At 42.4% G+C, this 15,319-nt stretch carries 18 protein-coding genes and 1 pseudogene; 12 read left to right on the top strand and 7 right to left on the bottom strand.

What is annotated here, in order from left to right; genetic code table 11:
* Both KDK67_RS11920 and KDK67_RS11915 read left to right on the top strand, forming a co-directional pair.
* A pseudogene (locus tag KDK67_RS11920) lies at positions 1-145 on the top strand (IS1 family transposase); the annotation flags it as partial.
* Positions 146-449: 304 nt separating this feature from the next.
* A complete protein-coding gene (locus KDK67_RS11915) occupies positions 450-893 on the top strand; it encodes a hypothetical protein (protein ID WP_250869015.1) in 444 nt (147 codons plus the stop codon).
* Positions 894-1,411: 518 nt separating this feature from the next.
* Here KDK67_RS11915 and KDK67_RS11910 read toward each other — a convergent pair.
* Positions 1,412-2,086, bottom strand: a complete 675-nt coding sequence (locus KDK67_RS11910; RefSeq protein WP_250869014.1) for a DUF166 domain-containing protein — start codon at positions 2,084-2,086, stop codon at positions 1,412-1,414.
* 251 nt (positions 2,087-2,337) lie between these two features.
* On the opposite strand from KDK67_RS11910, the gene tmk reads away from it, so the two are divergent.
* The gene (gene tmk / locus KDK67_RS11905) at positions 2,338-2,943 is read left to right on the top strand and encodes a dTMP kinase (protein WP_250869013.1); all 606 of its coding nucleotides are present in this window, start codon (positions 2,338-2,340) and stop codon (positions 2,941-2,943) included.
* Here the strand turns inward: tmk and KDK67_RS11900 are convergent.
* Together KDK67_RS11900 and KDK67_RS11895 are read right to left on the bottom strand one after the other, a co-directional pair.
* A complete protein-coding gene (locus KDK67_RS11900) occupies positions 2,940-3,131 on the bottom strand; it encodes a hypothetical protein (RefSeq protein WP_420846948.1) in 192 nt (63 codons plus the stop codon). The genes tmk and KDK67_RS11900 overlap by 4 nt on opposite strands.
* A gap of 109 nt (positions 3,132-3,240) precedes the next feature.
* Positions 3,241-3,948 (bottom strand): HisA/HisF-related TIM barrel protein, encoded by a 708-nt coding sequence (locus KDK67_RS11895; RefSeq protein ID WP_250869011.1) that lies wholly within the window; start codon positions 3,946-3,948, stop codon positions 3,241-3,243.
* A 45-nt stretch (positions 3,949-3,993) separates the two neighbouring features.
* Between KDK67_RS11895 and KDK67_RS11890 the strand changes: the two genes are divergently transcribed.
* From KDK67_RS11890 to KDK67_RS11880, 3 genes are all read left to right on the top strand, one after another.
* Positions 3,994-4,686, top strand: coding sequence for a (5-formylfuran-3-yl)methyl phosphate synthase (locus KDK67_RS11890; protein ID WP_250869010.1), 693 nt, complete (start codon positions 3,994-3,996; stop codon positions 4,684-4,686).
* 139 nt (positions 4,687-4,825) lie between these two features.
* Positions 4,826-4,996 carry a hypothetical protein gene (locus KDK67_RS11885; protein WP_250869009.1) on the top strand — a complete coding sequence of 57 codons (171 nt, stop codon included), beginning with the start codon at positions 4,826-4,828 and terminating at the stop codon, positions 4,994-4,996.
* A gap of 172 nt (positions 4,997-5,168) precedes the next feature.
* The gene (locus KDK67_RS11880; protein WP_250869016.1) at positions 5,169-5,804 is read left to right on the top strand and encodes an RNA ligase partner protein; all 636 of its coding nucleotides are present in this window, start codon (positions 5,169-5,171) and stop codon (positions 5,802-5,804) included.
* Positions 5,805-5,809: 5 nt separating this feature from the next.
* Here the strand turns inward: KDK67_RS11880 and KDK67_RS11875 are convergent, their stop codons facing one another.
* The 3 genes from KDK67_RS11875 to KDK67_RS11865 all read right to left on the bottom strand — a co-directional run bounded on the left by KDK67_RS11875 (position 5,810) and on the right by KDK67_RS11865 (position 8,506).
* Entirely contained in the window at positions 5,810-6,655 is an 846-nt protein-coding gene (locus tag KDK67_RS11875) for a geranylgeranylglycerol-phosphate geranylgeranyltransferase (protein ID WP_250869008.1), read from the bottom strand.
* 17 nt (positions 6,656-6,672) lie between these two features.
* Entirely contained in the window at positions 6,673-7,593 is a 921-nt protein-coding gene (nadA, locus tag KDK67_RS11870) for a quinolinate synthase NadA (RefSeq protein ID WP_250869007.1), read from the bottom strand.
* 97 nt (positions 7,594-7,690) lie between these two features.
* Positions 7,691-8,506, bottom strand: a complete 816-nt coding sequence (locus KDK67_RS11865) for an aspartate dehydrogenase (protein WP_250869006.1) — start codon at positions 8,504-8,506, stop codon at positions 7,691-7,693.
* A gap of 155 nt (positions 8,507-8,661) precedes the next feature.
* Here KDK67_RS11865 and nadC point away from each other — a divergent pair, with 155 nt between their 5' ends.
* The 5 genes from nadC to KDK67_RS11840 all read left to right on the top strand — a co-directional run bounded on the left by nadC (position 8,662) and on the right by KDK67_RS11840 (position 13,305).
* The gene (gene nadC, locus KDK67_RS11860; protein ID WP_250869005.1) at positions 8,662-9,486 is read left to right on the top strand and encodes a carboxylating nicotinate-nucleotide diphosphorylase; all 825 of its coding nucleotides are present in this window, start codon (positions 8,662-8,664) and stop codon (positions 9,484-9,486) included.
* 130 nt (positions 9,487-9,616) lie between these two features.
* A complete protein-coding gene (locus KDK67_RS11855; RefSeq protein ID WP_250869004.1) occupies positions 9,617-10,849 on the top strand; it encodes a DUF11 domain-containing protein in 1,233 nt (410 codons plus the stop codon).
* Between the two features lie 52 nt (positions 10,850-10,901).
* Entirely contained in the window at positions 10,902-12,008 is a 1,107-nt protein-coding gene (locus KDK67_RS11850; RefSeq protein WP_250869003.1) for an FtsZ/tubulin family protein, read from the top strand.
* 137 nt (positions 12,009-12,145) lie between these two features.
* Positions 12,146-12,841 carry an ABC transporter ATP-binding protein gene (locus KDK67_RS11845; RefSeq protein ID WP_250869002.1) on the top strand — a complete coding sequence of 232 codons (696 nt, stop codon included), beginning with the start codon at positions 12,146-12,148 and terminating at the stop codon, positions 12,839-12,841.
* A gap of 20 nt (positions 12,842-12,861) precedes the next feature.
* Positions 12,862-13,305: a PPC domain-containing DNA-binding protein gene (locus tag KDK67_RS11840; RefSeq protein WP_250869001.1), complete on the top strand. Its 444-nt coding sequence runs from the start codon at positions 12,862-12,864 to the stop codon at positions 13,303-13,305.
* 27 nt (positions 13,306-13,332) lie between these two features.
* On the opposite strand, the gene KDK67_RS11835 is transcribed toward KDK67_RS11840, so the two are convergent.
* A complete protein-coding gene (locus KDK67_RS11835) occupies positions 13,333-13,710 on the bottom strand; it encodes an MreA family transcriptional regulator (protein WP_250869000.1) in 378 nt (125 codons plus the stop codon).
* A 159-nt stretch (positions 13,711-13,869) separates the two neighbouring features.
* On the opposite strand from KDK67_RS11835, the gene eno reads away from it, so the two are divergent.
* Complete coding sequence (eno, locus tag KDK67_RS11830) at positions 13,870-15,147, top strand: phosphopyruvate hydratase (RefSeq protein WP_250868999.1); 1,278 nt, start codon at positions 13,870-13,872, stop codon at positions 15,145-15,147.
* Positions 15,148-15,319: the final 172 nt, after the last annotated feature.

The raw sequence follows: 15,319 nt of genomic DNA, 5'->3' as shown, positions 1-15,319 counted from the left end.
TGAAGGATATAACAGCATAATTAGGCACTTTCTGGCAAGATTGAGAAGAAAGTCAAAGTGTTATACTAAGAGTCTTGAAATGCTGAAGTACTCTGTTCTTCTTTTGATGAAGTACAGAAATAAAGAGTTAGCTATGTTTAGTTAACAATGCCTTTTATTTTATTACCCGGCTTTGTCAAATTTAAAACCATGACAATGAGATAAAGCTCGAATATCCACAAACAAGGACGGATACTTCACATATGAGCTAAGCTCTTCATTTGGCTATTTTATAATAAAGAGACTATTATATTGAAATTGAGTAATTATGAGCTAAGTAGATAATTATATGAAAAGTTGTATAATACATAGGCATATATATTTATAAAACAACTGTACCGCAGATAACATAGCAAATATTATGCGTGTATCGCCAAAAAACTAGTGATAATAAAGGATGTAGATATAAAATGGACATAGAAATGCAAGCTTCAGTAAGAGAAGATGAGTTGAAAAAAGAACTAATGGCCAAATTGGATCTAAGTGAAGATACTCTGTCAAAAATATCTCAGATGGGAGAAGAGCCAGTTGGTGTCACTAAGAATGTAGCTCTCCAATTACCCATTGCAAATGGATTTGGTAAGAAAACTATTGGAACATTTAATAATCCTTGCCCTTGGACCATAACCGCCAAAGTACATGCCAAAATCACCGCTCCTTCGAATGGTAGCTGGCGAATCCGTGTTTCAGTAAATAATAAGGTGGAATTTGATAGATCTGGCATAACTCCAAATATAGACATTAGCACGAGTATCAAAATAAAAGGTTGGTCAAAGTCGACAGTCGTTGCTGAGGCTTGGTGGAGTGAAAAAACAGATACCACTCTTAATGTAGAAGCCAACGTTACAATTTAAGATCGATAGAAGATGGAGCTCTATTTTTCATACTCCATCGTTTTATTTTTTATATACAGAGTTAAAGTCGCATCGTTTTATGCTTATTCTTATCAAATGGACCACAATATTTGACAGAAGAACATAAAAGTAGGTTTAACTCTTTTCCATATCCCCAACCCAAGATTCTTATTGATCCTGAAATGTTTTGGAAGCTTCTTTTTCTGTCAATAATCTCCCGTAACTCTTTAGCCGCATGAATTTGTCTTAGAACCTTTCTTCCCTTTGATTCAAGTTGTTCCTTTTGTACATTTTCTGAGAAGTAAAGATAGTTCACACTATGGGGTTTAAGGATCTTAATTTCACAGATTCATTTCTCTGGATAATAATTATGAAAATCAGTAATAATCTTATCATTACTCTTATTGAGTTTCTTTTCAGTTATGCACTGCATCACATATGTTCATAGTTTGGTTTGCATTTTGGTCGATACAAACAAACTAAGAACACTTACATTTATTTTGACTGGCAAACTCGGATTACAGATCACTATTGATCGTTTTTTTAATTGAAGCATCTATTGCTTTTTTATGCAGCTCGGATGATTCGTGTATTCCACCCATATTCCCACGAACCGCACGACAGGGGTATTGTGAGATCAATAGACCCGCCTTTGCGCCGGCTTCTTCAACAGGCATACCTACAAGAGCATCTGCCATACGCCAGGTACTACCGCAGGGTGCTCCCCGGATGATATCCACTTTCGAGATCTTACCGTCGTTTACCTCGACATCGAGAACGGGGTTCCCAAAAAAGGAAGTAAAGGCGTCTGTACTGGGATCGGATGCAATGTTGCAGCAAATGTCATCGACCTCAATGAAGATACCATACTTTGAAGAGATGTCTTCCAGTTCCTGAATTGGTGCCTTTGCAGTGCCTCCGGGAACTATCAAAGCACCCACTCCGGCCTCCCCGGCCATTTTGGCGATCTGTGGAGTGATGTCAGGGTGCAGCGAGTAAGTGATGATTATATCAGCATCGAAAACTTTCTCGTTAAAATCAAGTTCTGAAAAGAACTCTTCAGGCTCATCGATCAGGTCCGGTAGATGTTCAGGGACCTCTGCGACGATCACTTCCAGATCCGACCTGGACCTAACGGTCTCAATAAGCCTTCGACCGTATTTACCACGTACTATAACTCCCAGTTTTGTCATGTTCAATACCTTGAACAATGTTATTGAATAGCGGTATATTAATATTGTTTGCTTTACAATCATTTAACTGTTTAAATATTCAGGTGATCAAATGGATGATATTGACCAGTCAAAGGTATATTTCAGATGTAATGTGTGCGACTTCGTCTTTCAGGCAGATCCTAATTTTTTCCCCATAAAATGCCCGCAGTGTGGAAGTGAAAGCACCTCGAGGACATAAATTTAAAATTGTAAGGATACATGTAATCCCCATGAAAGGAAAGCTCATAACACTGGAAGGAATAGATGGGTCAGGAAAATCTACCATTACAAGCTTTCTGAACTCCCATCCGAGCTTTGCTAATGCGGTGTTCACAAGAGAGCCCACCACAAGCTGGATAGGGGATGCTGTTTACAAGGCCATCCAATCTAACACCGATGAACTTGCCGAGCTTATGCTTTTCACTGCAGACCATGCAGACCACATTGAAACCCTGATAAGACCTGCAATCGAGGAAGGGAAGATAGTTATTTCGGACAGGTATTCGGACAGTCGTTACGCCTATCAGGGCGTTACACTGAAAGAGAGAATGGAAGAGCCCATGGAGTGGATACAGATGATCCACAGAGGTTGGACCATTATCCCTGATCTCACGTTGCTTTTTGACATCGACCCGGCTGTTGCGGTACAGCGATGCGGCAAAAGAGGGGAACAGACAAAGTTCGAGAAGATAGACCTCCTCAAAGGGGTCAGAGAGAACTACCTGAAGCTTGCAGAAAAGGAACCAGAAAGATTCGTTGTTATCGATACGGACAGGGAATTAAAAGAAATAGAGAAAGATGTGTTGCAAGCAATCACATCGATCATTGAAAGTTAAAGATTGTTAGAGTCTGCGAACTTTACGAGAAGTTCACCGAACTCACGGACGTGTTTTGGATTCAAGTTAAAGCGGCTCCTTTTCTGACCGCTTCTTTCTTTTGCGACCTCTACATACTCATTTTCATACTTTTCACTTGTTGCAAGAGATATTGTAAGGTACCATCCGCCACCCATTTTTATTTCCATATACTCTTCGCTGTCACGGACTTCTTTATTTTCTTCAGTTTCACTTACAACTTTATTTTCTTCTACCATATTGATCACCCATATTCAATGTAAATTGAACATCTATTCATTACCTGACCATCTCAATAGGAATGGAACCATTATGCAATCCGGTTGCAACCAATGCACCTTTGATACCAATAGCTTCCAGTTGCCTAATATCTTCCACGTCCCTTACGCCTCCGCCAAGGAGAACATTGTGGTCAGAAACATCTGCTATAAGACTTAAAAATTGTGCATCGAACCCTGCTGAGGTTCCCACCATATCCATGTCAAGGAATATTATGTCATTTATCTCCAGACCGTTCAGTACCTTTACTATCTCAAGGGGATCTTTCGGCATCAAAGGGTCAGACGAGAGGATGTTGCCGTTCTTTTTATCAATGCTCACATTGATCTGTGAAGGGTATGCAGCAGCTATCTTAGTAATGGAATCCAAAGATGCGGTCTCTGTGCCCAGTACAAGATGCTCTGCAAGCCCTAAAAACCCGGCAACATCTTCAAAGGAGCTGATCCCAGGATCCAGCATCGTTTTGGAAAGCTCTGAAACTCCCCTTATCACATCAAAATTTATGTTTGGCTCACCCTGCCCCTGAAGTCTGTTAAGGTCTGCGATATAGACCTCGGCAGGACGCAGTTCCCGAACAATACCAACCGGGTCCGATGTTGTGCAGACATTACTGATTTCGTGTACCGGACGATATTTTTGCCGGTCCCCTCCCTGCGCATGGACAGCATTACGGTTATATACATCAAATACAAAGACGGTTCGAAACATATTAAATTGATAATTCATCTCATCTTATAAAAAAGAGGCTAATACATGAAATTACTCGTAAGTCCGATCAACACTGAAGAAGCAGTAGCTGCACTCAACGGAGGAGCAGATATAATCGATGTAAAGAATCCAAAGGAAGGTTCACTTGGTGCTAACTATCCATGGGTCATCAAGGGAGTAAAGGACGCTGTTGAAGGTAAAAGGCCGATTAGTGCCGCACTTGGGGACTTCAACTATAAGCCAGGTACCGCAGCCCTTGCAGCATACGGAGCTGCTGCTGCCGGTGCAGATTATGTGAAGATAGGACTTTATGACATCAACACCGAAGAACAGGCATACGAAATGCTTACCGGTATCGTTGAATCCGTAAAGGACATGGACGTCACTGTTGTAGCTTGCGGATATTCCGATCACGAGCGCATTAACTCCATCAACCCGAAACTTCTCCCTGAAATTGGTGAGAAAGCAGGCGTTGACCTTGTTATGGTCGATACTGGCCTCAAGGACGGACGATCTACATTTGAGTTCATGACCGAGGAAGACCTTATCGAATTCGTCAACGATGCACACTCCCGCGGACTTGAGACCGCTATTGCAGGAACCATAAAGTTCGATGATATTCCGGCATTGAAGCGTATCCAGCCAACCATCGTTGGCGTGCGCGGAATAGTCTGTGGTGGAGACCGCAGCACTTCAATTAAACAGGAACTTGTTGAGAAATTGAGAAGTGAGATCTGAAAAGGTCTCTTTTTTTTATTTCCAAAAACACTTTTTTAAAACATTTCTTTTTTATACTAGTACTGTGAATTTTACTCTAGTGGATCTTAGCGCCACTACTTAGATCAATACTACTTTTTAATTGAGCAAGGTGATCAGGATGTCCGAAGATATCACAGTACGTGTTGCAGAAGCAAACTACCGTGATGCGGGAAAGGGTATTGGCGGACTGAAGCGAGAACTCGGATTGATGCGCGAGGTCATCGAACTGTCACTACGACATCCTGAACTTTCCGATAAGCTTGGAACGGAGCACCCCCGGATGGAATGAAGATATATGACGAGATGGCACGAATGTTCTCGATTTCGGATGCAGATGAAAAGGACCTAAGGGAAAAGGCATAAGTCGTTGGCCTAATAGTAATTAATAGGGGGAGTAAGTTACGTTGAAACAAAGATTTGTTTTAGATACGACCGCTTTGACCGATCTTCAGACACGGGAGATGCTGGAGATAGAGGACCTTTGCCAGGGAATGAGGGCAATACTTGAGCTTATCGCTGAATCAAGGCTTCATTTACAGATCAGTTGTTATGTTCCATTCCCATCTGTCTACAAAGAGCTCCATGAGTTTGCAAAAAATAATGGCTGCGATGATGAGATCATTGCGATGATAGATACATGGCTTGTCAAAAAGACGCCCGACCGGCATGAGGTGAAGATACCATCACATATTTTCCATGAATACGTATCCTATATGCGAGAACGTATCAACAAGGGTATGACCGTGGCCGAGGAAGCTATCCGGGAAGCTTCGATGCAATGCCTGTCCCTTGATTCGGAGATCGAGGATACGCACAAGGTAGAGGATGATACCGATCGTGAGGTTATTGGACCCATTGTAGGTAAATTCAGGAACAAGTACCGTTCAGCACTTCGTTATGGGATCCTTGACAGTGCCCCGGACATAGATGTACTGCTTCTTGCAAAGGAACTGGACGCAGCGGTTGTTGCAAGTGACTACGGCATTCAGAAATGGGCGGAACAGCTCGGGGTCAGGTTCGTGCCTGCTAATACGTTCCCGATGATGTTGAAGGAATATCTGAGACATACGCCTTCGGACGGAACTCATCAGAAGTAAATCTTTCAGGCACCCACGATGAAAGAAATGAGTGCAAAGAGCATTGCGAATTTAAACATTTTTGATGAGCGTGCAGCATCCTTTTTCCCGAGTATCTGGTAAACTGCGACAAGGAAGAAGATGTCTGCAATGCCCACGACGAAAAGATATTTTTCATTTAATATGGATTGCATGTAAGGTACCGGACTTGCAAGCATGGCTGTAAAGCCGAATGCTGCTGCGACATATGATGCTTTTTTGGCTCCGACCAGGATAGGGAGTGTCCTTGCACCATCCTTTTTATCACCCTCAATATCCTCAACATCTTTTACGATCTCACGGGCAATGGTCGCAAGGGTCGCCAGAAAAAAAAGAACTAACAGTGCCTGAAGTCCTGACATGCCGAAGACCGCACCGCCAAAAAGGAAGGTCGAGCCGGTGAGATAACCGACCGAGGCATTGCCAAAGAAAGGAGTGCGTTTCAGGCTTTGTGCGTACAATATCAGTACTATCGAATTGAATAGAGCTATGATGCCACAAAGGGGATTCACCAGAAATGCCAGTGCTATTCCTGTTATAAAAAGAAGAAGCGAAAAATAAAGGGCGCTTTTCAAGGAGATCTTACCGGAAGGTATCGGCCTTGAGGGTTTGTTCACTTTATCGATTTCGATGTCGAAATAGTCGTTCAAACCGTTGCCAGCTCCTGTAACGAGGAAGACTACGGCAAAGATCAGTGAAGTATCGAACAATGATAGCGATACGTAAGGGGAAGCAGAGGAGAGAATATTATAAGCTATCAGAACACCAATGAGGCCTGCAAAGGCAGCCATTGCACAATTTCCGGCACGCATAAGTTCAAGATAGGCTTTCATTCGTTCTCCTGTAATAATTATCGGTTGCGTTTTACTTCCAGCATACGGTCAAGGGCGCGCTTTGCACGTACCTGAATATCTTTTGGCACGGTCACAACGGTCTCCATGTTCTCAAGACAGCGAAGGACAGAACTTAGATCTATCATTTTCATGTCCGGACAGAATGTGAATTTTGAGACGGGATAGAATTTCTTATTGGGATTCTCAGTCTCAAGCTGGTGCAATATACCCTGCTCCGTGGAAATTATGAATTCATTGTTATCGGAGCTTTTCACATGACCTATCATCCCAGTGGTACTGAACACATGGTCTGCTTTTTCCAGAACCTCTGAGCGGCATTCCGGGTGGGCCATTATCTCTGCCCCTGGATGCTCGTTCACTGCAAGATCCACATCTTCTGCAAGTATCTGATTATGTGTAGGACAATAGCCATTCCATGGAATGATGGTCTTATCGGTGTGTTTTGCAACATATGCTGCAAGGTTCTTATCAGGAACGAAAATAACTTTGCCTGAATCGAGCGAATTTACAACTTCCACTGCATTTGCCGAGGTGCAGCAGATATCACATTCTGCCTTGATGTCGGCTCTTGTATTTACATAACAGACGACCATGGCACCCTGATGTTCTGCCTTTAATTTACGCAATGATGCGACATCGACCATTGCAGCCATAGGGCAATCGGCATCTGCATCAGGCATAAGAACCGTTTTTTCAGGAGAGAGAATGTATGCACTCTCTGCCATGAAGCTCACGCCACAAAAGACGATAACTTCCGCATCTTGGTCTACCGCTTCCTGACTCAGTCCCAGTGAATCGCCTACGAAGTCTGCGATATCCTGTACTTCATCCCGCGCATAGCAATGGGCCAAAATAACAGCATTACGTTCTTTTTTCAATGAATTAATCTTGTTGATGATAGATTGCCTGTCCTGCATACGACCACTTGTTTTTCCGTTTTTTATTATTTATACACGATTTCAACGGACCGGCATACAATATCCGGGCATGTGATAAACATTTTTTGGTATGCGATCATGTCCCCACCTGAAGTGGATTGGCAATCTTTTTCAATGTGGAAATTGCAGATAAAGCTGCCAGATAACTTGTCTTGGGGTTACTCGGTGCCGGTACGTTCTCCACCCTTGTTGTGAACATCCCGAACTCGCCTTCAACGGTTATCTCGTGGATGTTCCTTGTTATTGCAGGGTTTGCGATGATCTTGACCTTTGTCTTGTCAAAACCAATACCTGCAATGCTCAAAGATGCTGCAACATTGACATTTGCAGGAAAAGCCTTTACAGCTTCTGATGCCATGCCTTCGAAAAGTACGGTCTTTCCTTTGATGCTGTCAAGATCGATGTTGTTCTGGACGATGTACGGAGCACCTTCAAGGCTTCTCGGGTGCTTCTGGGTCGTCAGTGTAACTGAGTATATAGAAGCTGCAGATGCGGATGTTAACCCATCCAGCCCAACGATGGCACCGGATGGGAAATAGACCTTACAACCATGTTCCTTTGCAATATCGAATGTTGTATCGAGAAGTTTTTTGTCTGCAAAAGCACCGACACTGATGACCATTACGTCACATTTTGCGTGAAGGGTGGTCGGAACTACCTCATACACTGCCTGTTGGGATGCGCATTCCACTACCAGGTCAACGTGCTTTACCATTTCCACTATCTCAAGCACTTTTGGGTCAGTGTTTTTGAGCTGTTCTTTCAAATTGATTATTGACTGTTCATGCCTGTCATATACAGCATACAGTTCGACACCGATGTGGCCTGAATCGATAGCTTTACAAAGCTCAGTACCGATCGCACCACATCCGAACACTCCAATCTTTAGCATCCTGGACTCCTGCAACTTTATTTTATGATATTGAAATATTAATAATAATATATCTTAATTATCCTGAACATCGTTCGAGAGATTCTCTCGACAACGTAGCTTCCAAACACGCTAAAAGCATATAAACCTCTTGAAGCATTGATATACATGGTAATATGATACTGACCAGCGAAATTGAAAGATTCATTGAGGAAGACCTTGGAGCAAATGACATTTCCTGTACCCTTGTTCCTGAAAAAGATATCAAAGCGATCGTTTTTGTCAAACAGGATTGTGTCGTTGCAGGCATTCCGATCGCACAACGGATATTCGAGTACTTTGGACTTGATTCATCCGCAAAACATAAAGATGGAGATAAATTAGTATCAGGAGAAACTATTTTTGAGATCTACGGTAATGCGGTATCGGTACTTCGTGCAGAAAGGATAGTTCTCAATTTCCTCGGGCATTTGAGTGGCATCGCAACCAATACCCGGGAATATGTCGAAACGGTCAGACAATACTCAGATGTGAAAGTGGCGGGTACAAGAAAGACGACTCCCGGGATACGAAAGTTCGAAAAACTTGCCATAATTGCCGGAAGAGGCGATCCTCACAGATTCGACCTTTCTGACACCATCATGGTAAAAGATAACCATGTCAACATGATGGGACTTGAAAATGCCATAACTTCAGCAAAGGAACTTGCAGGCTTTACGCAAAAGATAGATGTTGAAGTTGAATCCATCGAGAACGCAATTCTCGCTGCAAAAATGGGAGTTGATATCATAATGCTCGACAACATGTCACCGGGACAGGTAATTCAGGCAGTGGAAGCATTAAAAAGTGAGGATCTGAGAAATAATGCTATTCTGGAAGTTTCAGGCGGGATCGACCTCTCAAAGATTTCTGAATATGCTAAGACCGGAGTGGATGTCATTTCTGTAGGTTCACTGGTACATAAGTCGCAATGGATAGATATCAGCCTTGAATTCGTGTAAAATGTCAAAATCGATGTCATAAACTATTTATTGGATTCTTATTGTATTGATACTGGAAGAGTATATACTATAACGCGATCATTTCTGTGTTGAGGGAATTATGGTTCAGTTTAAAAATATTTGTTTGTTAATGCTTACATTGGCGCTGGTATCTTTAGTTTTTACAGGCAATGCCTGTGCTAAAGATAGATTCAATGAGAGTATTCAGGAAGGAGATGGATATCAGATCAATACCATCGTTATCGATGTGGCCGAAGTTTTTGTGAGTGCTGATTCTTGCGTATTCATAGTATATGATGAAGGAAATGAAATCGAAAATAAGATGATCAGTAGTGACCAGACTATTACCTTTACCGCAGAAGGTGAGACCATTGAGGTCACATTGTTATCCGTCAGTGAAGGGATATTGCCCCAGGCAACTGTTTCGATCACCATTACACATGATGATGATGACGTATACCTGAAACAGGAAGTAAAGGGAGGTCATGAAAAGGCAACATACCCCGGAACCCCTTCACTGGAGATCACAAAAGAGGTTAGCAGTTATACTGTTGATCAGGGAGAGGTCGTCACGATCAAAGTGACTGCCAGAAACAAAGGTGATGGGAAGGCTACAGAGGTAAGGTTCTCTGATCCAAAGCCGACAGGATTTATCCTTCAGGAGATCCTTCTTGAAGAGACAGGTCAGATGACCATCGACAAATACGAGACAAGGACTATTTTTCTTTACAAGCTTCAGGCAAATGAAGCTGGAACATTTGAATTCCAGCCTACCAGAGCCTCATATTCCAATGAAGCAGACATGGATTTCCCCGAAGCGGTATCTAACATACCAGTGATAACTGTAACTGATACAGGTAAAAATGCAAGAAAAGTTGCTGAGCTTGAGTTTTCCACATCTATTGAAAGTAGTAGTGTAAAAAGGAACGATGAAGTGGAAGTGGTCATTAACATCAAGAACCAGGGAGATTCTTCTGCAAATGGGGTCGTACTAAACATCCACCTTCCTGAAGAGGTTGAATACAAAGGCAGCAACTCCAACATTGAAATTATAAATGGCATGCCAAAGGCTTATCTGGAGACATTTGGACTGAATCAGGAAAAAGAGATAAAATTCGTGATAAAACCAACAGAATTGGGTACTTATACCATTACAACCGATTATTCATATCAGTATGAAGATGGAGTGAGCCCTGATCGCCAGGAAGTGACGGGCGAATTCACCACAAGTACGATCGATGTAGCCAGAGGGGACCTCGATTCAGTTATCGAACAGCCATGGTATGTTATTGCGATCCCGTTGCTGATCATTGTCGCTATCGCAGGATGGATATTCCATCGGTCCAGACAGTACAGGTTCTAATCAGTTACGATTTCATAAAGATATTCAATTTCATTAAATATGGAGGAATTATTTGCTCAATATACTGATCGTAGGAAATGGTCAATGTGGTAACCGTATCCTTGATGCGATAAACAAAGAGGCTTTTGGTGGTAAAAGCAAATTTGCGAAATTCTATTCACAACAAAAATACAAAAGCAAGGTCGAAACTATCGCCATCAATACTGCGATAAACGACCTGAAGGAATTGAGTTTTACCAAAGCCAAGGACAGGATACATATTCCTCACTTGCATGGTGTTGGTGCCAACCGTACTCTTGGTAAGAGCGTATTTGAAGATAATAAATCCCATATAATGCGCAATATAGAGGAAAGAGGTAATTTCGATGTAGGATTTGTGATAACTTCTGCATCCGGCGGGACAGGATCATCTTTCACACCACCCCTTATCAAGGAAATTAAGGAAAAACATGATTTCCCGGTATATGCTGTCGTTGTTCTTCCTTTCAGAGAGGAGGGAACGCTCTACCTCCAGAATGCAGCATTCTGCCTGAAAGAGATACGTGACAGTGGTGTCGATGGGATCATACTTGCTGATAACCAGTTCCTTAAGCAGATCGGAGGAAATGTACAATCTGCATATAATACCATCAATGACATGATCGCAAGACGCATACTTTTCTTGCTTGATGCGCTTGACAGTGAAATGATGATGGTTACCGACCTCGGCGACTTCAAAACAGTGATGAGCGGAGGAGCAGGCCTTGCTACTATCGGTTTCTATGAAGCTGAAAAAGGAATGAACATCAAGACCACCATCCAGAAAGCATTATCACCAAACGGCCTTTTGTTCTCGACCGATGTTTACAAAGAAGGAAGCAGGGCCATGGTCATCATCAAAGGTGATAAATCATATCTGAGCATCGATGAGATATCATCGGAAGTGGAAAAACTTTCTTCATCCGTTGGCCATGTATTTAAAGGTATTATCGTCAGGAAAGGTGAAGCTCCACAGGTGCTGGTCGTCCTTACCCTTGAAGCAGCAGAAGAGCTGGAAAATCTATATTCAGTTGCAGTAGATGCGATTCATCAGGAACGCGAAAAGAAAACAAGAATTGAAGAACAAAAAGAGATTGATAAAGCATTCTCAAAGATAGATGGGCTTGAACCCAACTATTGACCTTAAATGATATCCTTAGCGGGATATTATCCCTTTTTTATAATTTCAACAAAACCGATGATGGTTTGTGCATACCATTCATTATAAATGATCCAGCAAGATAAATGATGAAAAATCGAGCAAAAAGCAGGTATAAAATGGCTGATAGATCCAATATAATCGAGATCAGAGACCTTACGAAGACCTACACAGATGGATTAGGGGTCAAAGCACTTGACGGGCTTAGCCTTAAAGTCAAACGTGGAGAGTTTATCTCCATAATAGGACCTTCAGGATCAGGCAAAAGTACATTACTGCATATGATAGGCATACTTGATACGCCAACAAGCGGGACTATCCTGATAGATGGCGAAGATGTTACGACCATGTCGGATAAAGAGCGTTCCAGTGCACGTAACAAGATGCTTGGATTTATCTTCCAGTACCATCATTTATTACCCGATTTTTCAGCTATAGAGAATGTGATGATGCCTTTACTTATATCTGGAAAAAATAAGGCAGAAGCCAGAGAGATAGCTAAAGAACTCCTCAAAAAGGTGGGACTTGAGGACAGGATCGATCACAGGCCAAACCAATTGTCAGGAGGACAGAACCAGAGAGTTGCTGTTGCCAGAGCACTTGCCAATCGTCCGAAGATCGTGATAGGGGACGAACCTACAGGAAATCTTGACAGCAATTCAAGCGATAAGATATATGAGCTTCTCAGAAAGCTAAACCGGGATTATGGACAGACTTTCATACTTGTGACACATGATGAGGACATGGCTGCTAAGACCGATCGCATCATTCGTATTGTTGATGGAAGGATAGTAGATGATCGTAATTTATTTTAATCGTTTTTTCAGGTGAGAATATGGAATATTCAAAAGGAAATATTGGTAGAGTATTTACTGTTAGGATAGATACTGGAGAAGACCTGCTTCAGGAACTCGAAGGTATTGCAATGAAAGAGAACATCAAGGCTGCGGTATTCACTCTGCTTGGCGCTGTGGCCAAAGTCAACCTTGTCGTAGGACCTAAAGAGAATGCGATTCCCCCTGAACCCATGTGGGTCAACCATACTGAACCACAGGAAGTGATAGGTGTTGGGAATATATTTACAGAAGAAGGCAGGCCTAAGATACACCTCCATACCGCTGCCGGACGTGGCGACAATGTCAATGTCGGCTGCTTGCGCGGAGAAAGTGCAGCATTCATGGTCCTTGAGGTCTTCATAATGGAGATCGATGGCATGGAAGCTATGCGTGCATTCGATGCCACTAAGGGCTTTGCTCCGATATCATTCGGAAAGAACTAATCGAAAATGAATCAAAATAAACGTAACTTAATCTACTAAATTACGTAGGCTCTTTACAACTTCCAGCCTTTTCTCATTTTCTTTTAGAATATCAGATTCATATTCTGTCAGGATCTCAGCGAAATCCATATTGAGCGAGTAATATTTTGCAGGCCTTCCTCTGCATTTAGTCCTCTTCTCGTTCTTTTCCCCCACCCAACCACGTTCACACAGAGGTCGCATAGCTACACTTACCTCTGGTTGCCTCAGGCCTGTAACATTTTCTATATCCTGGGAACTTAGCTCACATCCATTAAGGAGGCAGGCAATTGAAAGTGCTTCTATTCTCGAAACGTTAATGCTTTGTAATAGGGATGATACCTCATACCCCTTCTCATCTATAAAGTTAGACATCTCACTCACCATGAAGAATAATAGTACTTAGATGTTTATATATTTATGCTGTGCATGACCAACGCTGCTTAAATATGGTATATAAAGAACAGTGCAAAATGCTCACAAAATGCGGTAACAATATATACTGTAATGTACGATTTGACCATAGAATAACCAAATGGTGAAGACATGAACTCTATCAGCGAAGAAGCAAAATACACAATTCAAAAAGTGCATGCCAGAGAGATACTTGACTCCAGAGGAAACCCTACAGTAGAAGTAGATATTTACACTGGATGCGGATTTGGAAGAGCGAGTGTTCCTTCCGGAGCTTCCACAGGTTCTAATGAAGCCCTTGAACTAAGGGATAAGGACGCTGACCGGTACAACGGGAAAGGAGTTTTGGACGCTGTAGACAACGTTAATACGACCCTTGCAAAAGAGCTTTTGGGAATGGATGCACGTAACCAGCGTGAGATAGATGAGCTGATGATCGCACTGGACGGCACTGAGAACAAAATGACCTTTGGGGCTAACGCCATTCTGGGAATTTCCATGGCCACTGCAAAAGCAGCAGCTGATTCACTTGGAATTGCCCTTTATCGTTACCTTGGTGGTACCAACGCTTTTGCATTGCCCGTCCCAACAATGAACGTGATCAATGGCGGAAAGCATGCAGGGAACGATCTTTCCATCCAGGAATTTATGATACAGCCAAAAGGTGCTGACACTTTCTCAAATGCATTGAGGATAGGAGCTGAGACATACCATGCTCTTGGCAAGGTCCTTGAGGACAAATACGGCGCTTCTGCAACAAATGTAGGATACGAAGGCGGATATGCACCTCCGATCTCAACAACTGCTGATGCACTGGACGCACTCGTAAGTGCAATTGAGGAAGCCGGATATACCGAATCAGAGATCAGCATCGGGCTTGATTCCGCTGCATCCGAGTTCTTTGATGGAGAGAAATATTTCATTGACGGAAAAAAGATAGCGCCTGCTGAACTTGTGGACTACTACCTTGATCTTATTGAAACATATCCGATCCTTTCAATTGAGGACCCATTCCACGAGGAATCATTTGAGGACTTTGCAACTCTTACGAGCGAGGCATGGGACACCATAATTGTCGGAGATGACCTGTTCGTTACAAATGTAAACCGCCTGGCAAAGGGTATTGAGATGGAAGCGGCAAATGCACTTTTACTCAAGGTCAACCAGATAGGCACGATATCTGAATCATTCGATGCTGCAAATCTTGCACAGAGGAATGGTTACAGCGTTGTTGTAAGCCATCGCTCTGCAGAGACAGAAGACCCAATGATAGCTGATATTTCAGTAGCTATTGGAGGAGACCTTATCAAGACAGGCGCACCTGCAAGAAGTGAGCGCACTGCAAAATACAACCAGTTACTCAGAATTGAAGAAGAGCTTGGAGATGCTGCACGTTATGTGCAGCTCTGATCCTTTTTTTAAATTTATTTTTTAATTTATAGTCAAACACCCAACATTTTGGACTTCTGTTTTTCACTAAGAAACTTTTCAATCCATCTCTTTGCAAAGCTAATTTTTGATGAGCACTCCATAAATTTCTCATGTATTAAATCCCGCATATGATCAATATCGATAATGAACT

Source organism: Methanococcoides seepicolus (assembly GCF_023684405.1).
Lineage (GTDB): Archaea > Halobacteriota > Methanosarcinia > Methanosarcinales > Methanosarcinaceae > Methanococcoides > Methanococcoides seepicolus.
The sequence above is the reverse complement of the archived record's forward strand: the minus strand, read 5'-3'. Positions and strand labels throughout refer to the sequence as shown.

What these genes read in the sequence shown, in the direction of transcription:
- KDK67_RS11915 (WP_250869015.1), top strand. Translation starts at nt 450, where the DNA reads ATGGACATAGAAATGCAAGCTTCAGTAAGAGAAGATGAGTTGAAAAAA.
- KDK67_RS11910 (WP_250869014.1), bottom strand. Translation starts at nt 2,086, where the DNA reads ATGACAAAACTGGGAGTTATAGTACGTGGTAAATACGGTCGAAGGCTT.
- tmk (WP_250869013.1), top strand. Translation starts at nt 2,338, where the DNA reads ATGAAAGGAAAGCTCATAACACTGGAAGGAATAGATGGGTCAGGAAAA.
- KDK67_RS11900 (WP_420846948.1), bottom strand. Translation starts at nt 3,131, where the DNA reads ATGGAAATAAAAATGGGTGGCGGATGGTACCTTACAATATCTCTTGCA.
- KDK67_RS11895 (WP_250869011.1), bottom strand. Translation starts at nt 3,948, where the DNA reads ATGTTTCGAACCGTCTTTGTATTTGATGTATATAACCGTAATGCTGTC.
- KDK67_RS11890 (WP_250869010.1), top strand. Translation starts at nt 3,994, where the DNA reads ATGAAATTACTCGTAAGTCCGATCAACACTGAAGAAGCAGTAGCTGCA.
- KDK67_RS11885 (WP_250869009.1), top strand. Translation starts at nt 4,826, where the DNA reads ATGTCCGAAGATATCACAGTACGTGTTGCAGAAGCAAACTACCGTGAT.
- KDK67_RS11880 (WP_250869016.1), top strand. Translation starts at nt 5,169, where the DNA reads ATGCTGGAGATAGAGGACCTTTGCCAGGGAATGAGGGCAATACTTGAG.
- KDK67_RS11875 (WP_250869008.1), bottom strand. Translation starts at nt 6,655, where the DNA reads ATGAAAGCCTATCTTGAACTTATGCGTGCCGGAAATTGTGCAATGGCT.
- nadA (WP_250869007.1), bottom strand. Translation starts at nt 7,593, where the DNA reads ATGCAGGACAGGCAATCTATCATCAACAAGATTAATTCATTGAAAAAA.
- KDK67_RS11865 (WP_250869006.1), bottom strand. Translation starts at nt 8,506, where the DNA reads ATGCTAAAGATTGGAGTGTTCGGATGTGGTGCGATCGGTACTGAGCTT.
- nadC (WP_250869005.1), top strand. Translation starts at nt 8,662, where the DNA reads ATGATACTGACCAGCGAAATTGAAAGATTCATTGAGGAAGACCTTGGA.
- KDK67_RS11855 (WP_250869004.1), top strand. Translation starts at nt 9,617, where the DNA reads ATGCTTACATTGGCGCTGGTATCTTTAGTTTTTACAGGCAATGCCTGT.
- KDK67_RS11845 (WP_250869002.1), top strand. Translation starts at nt 12,146, where the DNA reads ATGGCTGATAGATCCAATATAATCGAGATCAGAGACCTTACGAAGACC.
- KDK67_RS11840 (WP_250869001.1), top strand. Translation starts at nt 12,862, where the DNA reads ATGGAATATTCAAAAGGAAATATTGGTAGAGTATTTACTGTTAGGATA.
- KDK67_RS11835 (WP_250869000.1), bottom strand. Translation starts at nt 13,710, where the DNA reads ATGGTGAGTGAGATGTCTAACTTTATAGATGAGAAGGGGTATGAGGTA.
- eno (WP_250868999.1), top strand. Translation starts at nt 13,870, where the DNA reads ATGAACTCTATCAGCGAAGAAGCAAAATACACAATTCAAAAAGTGCAT.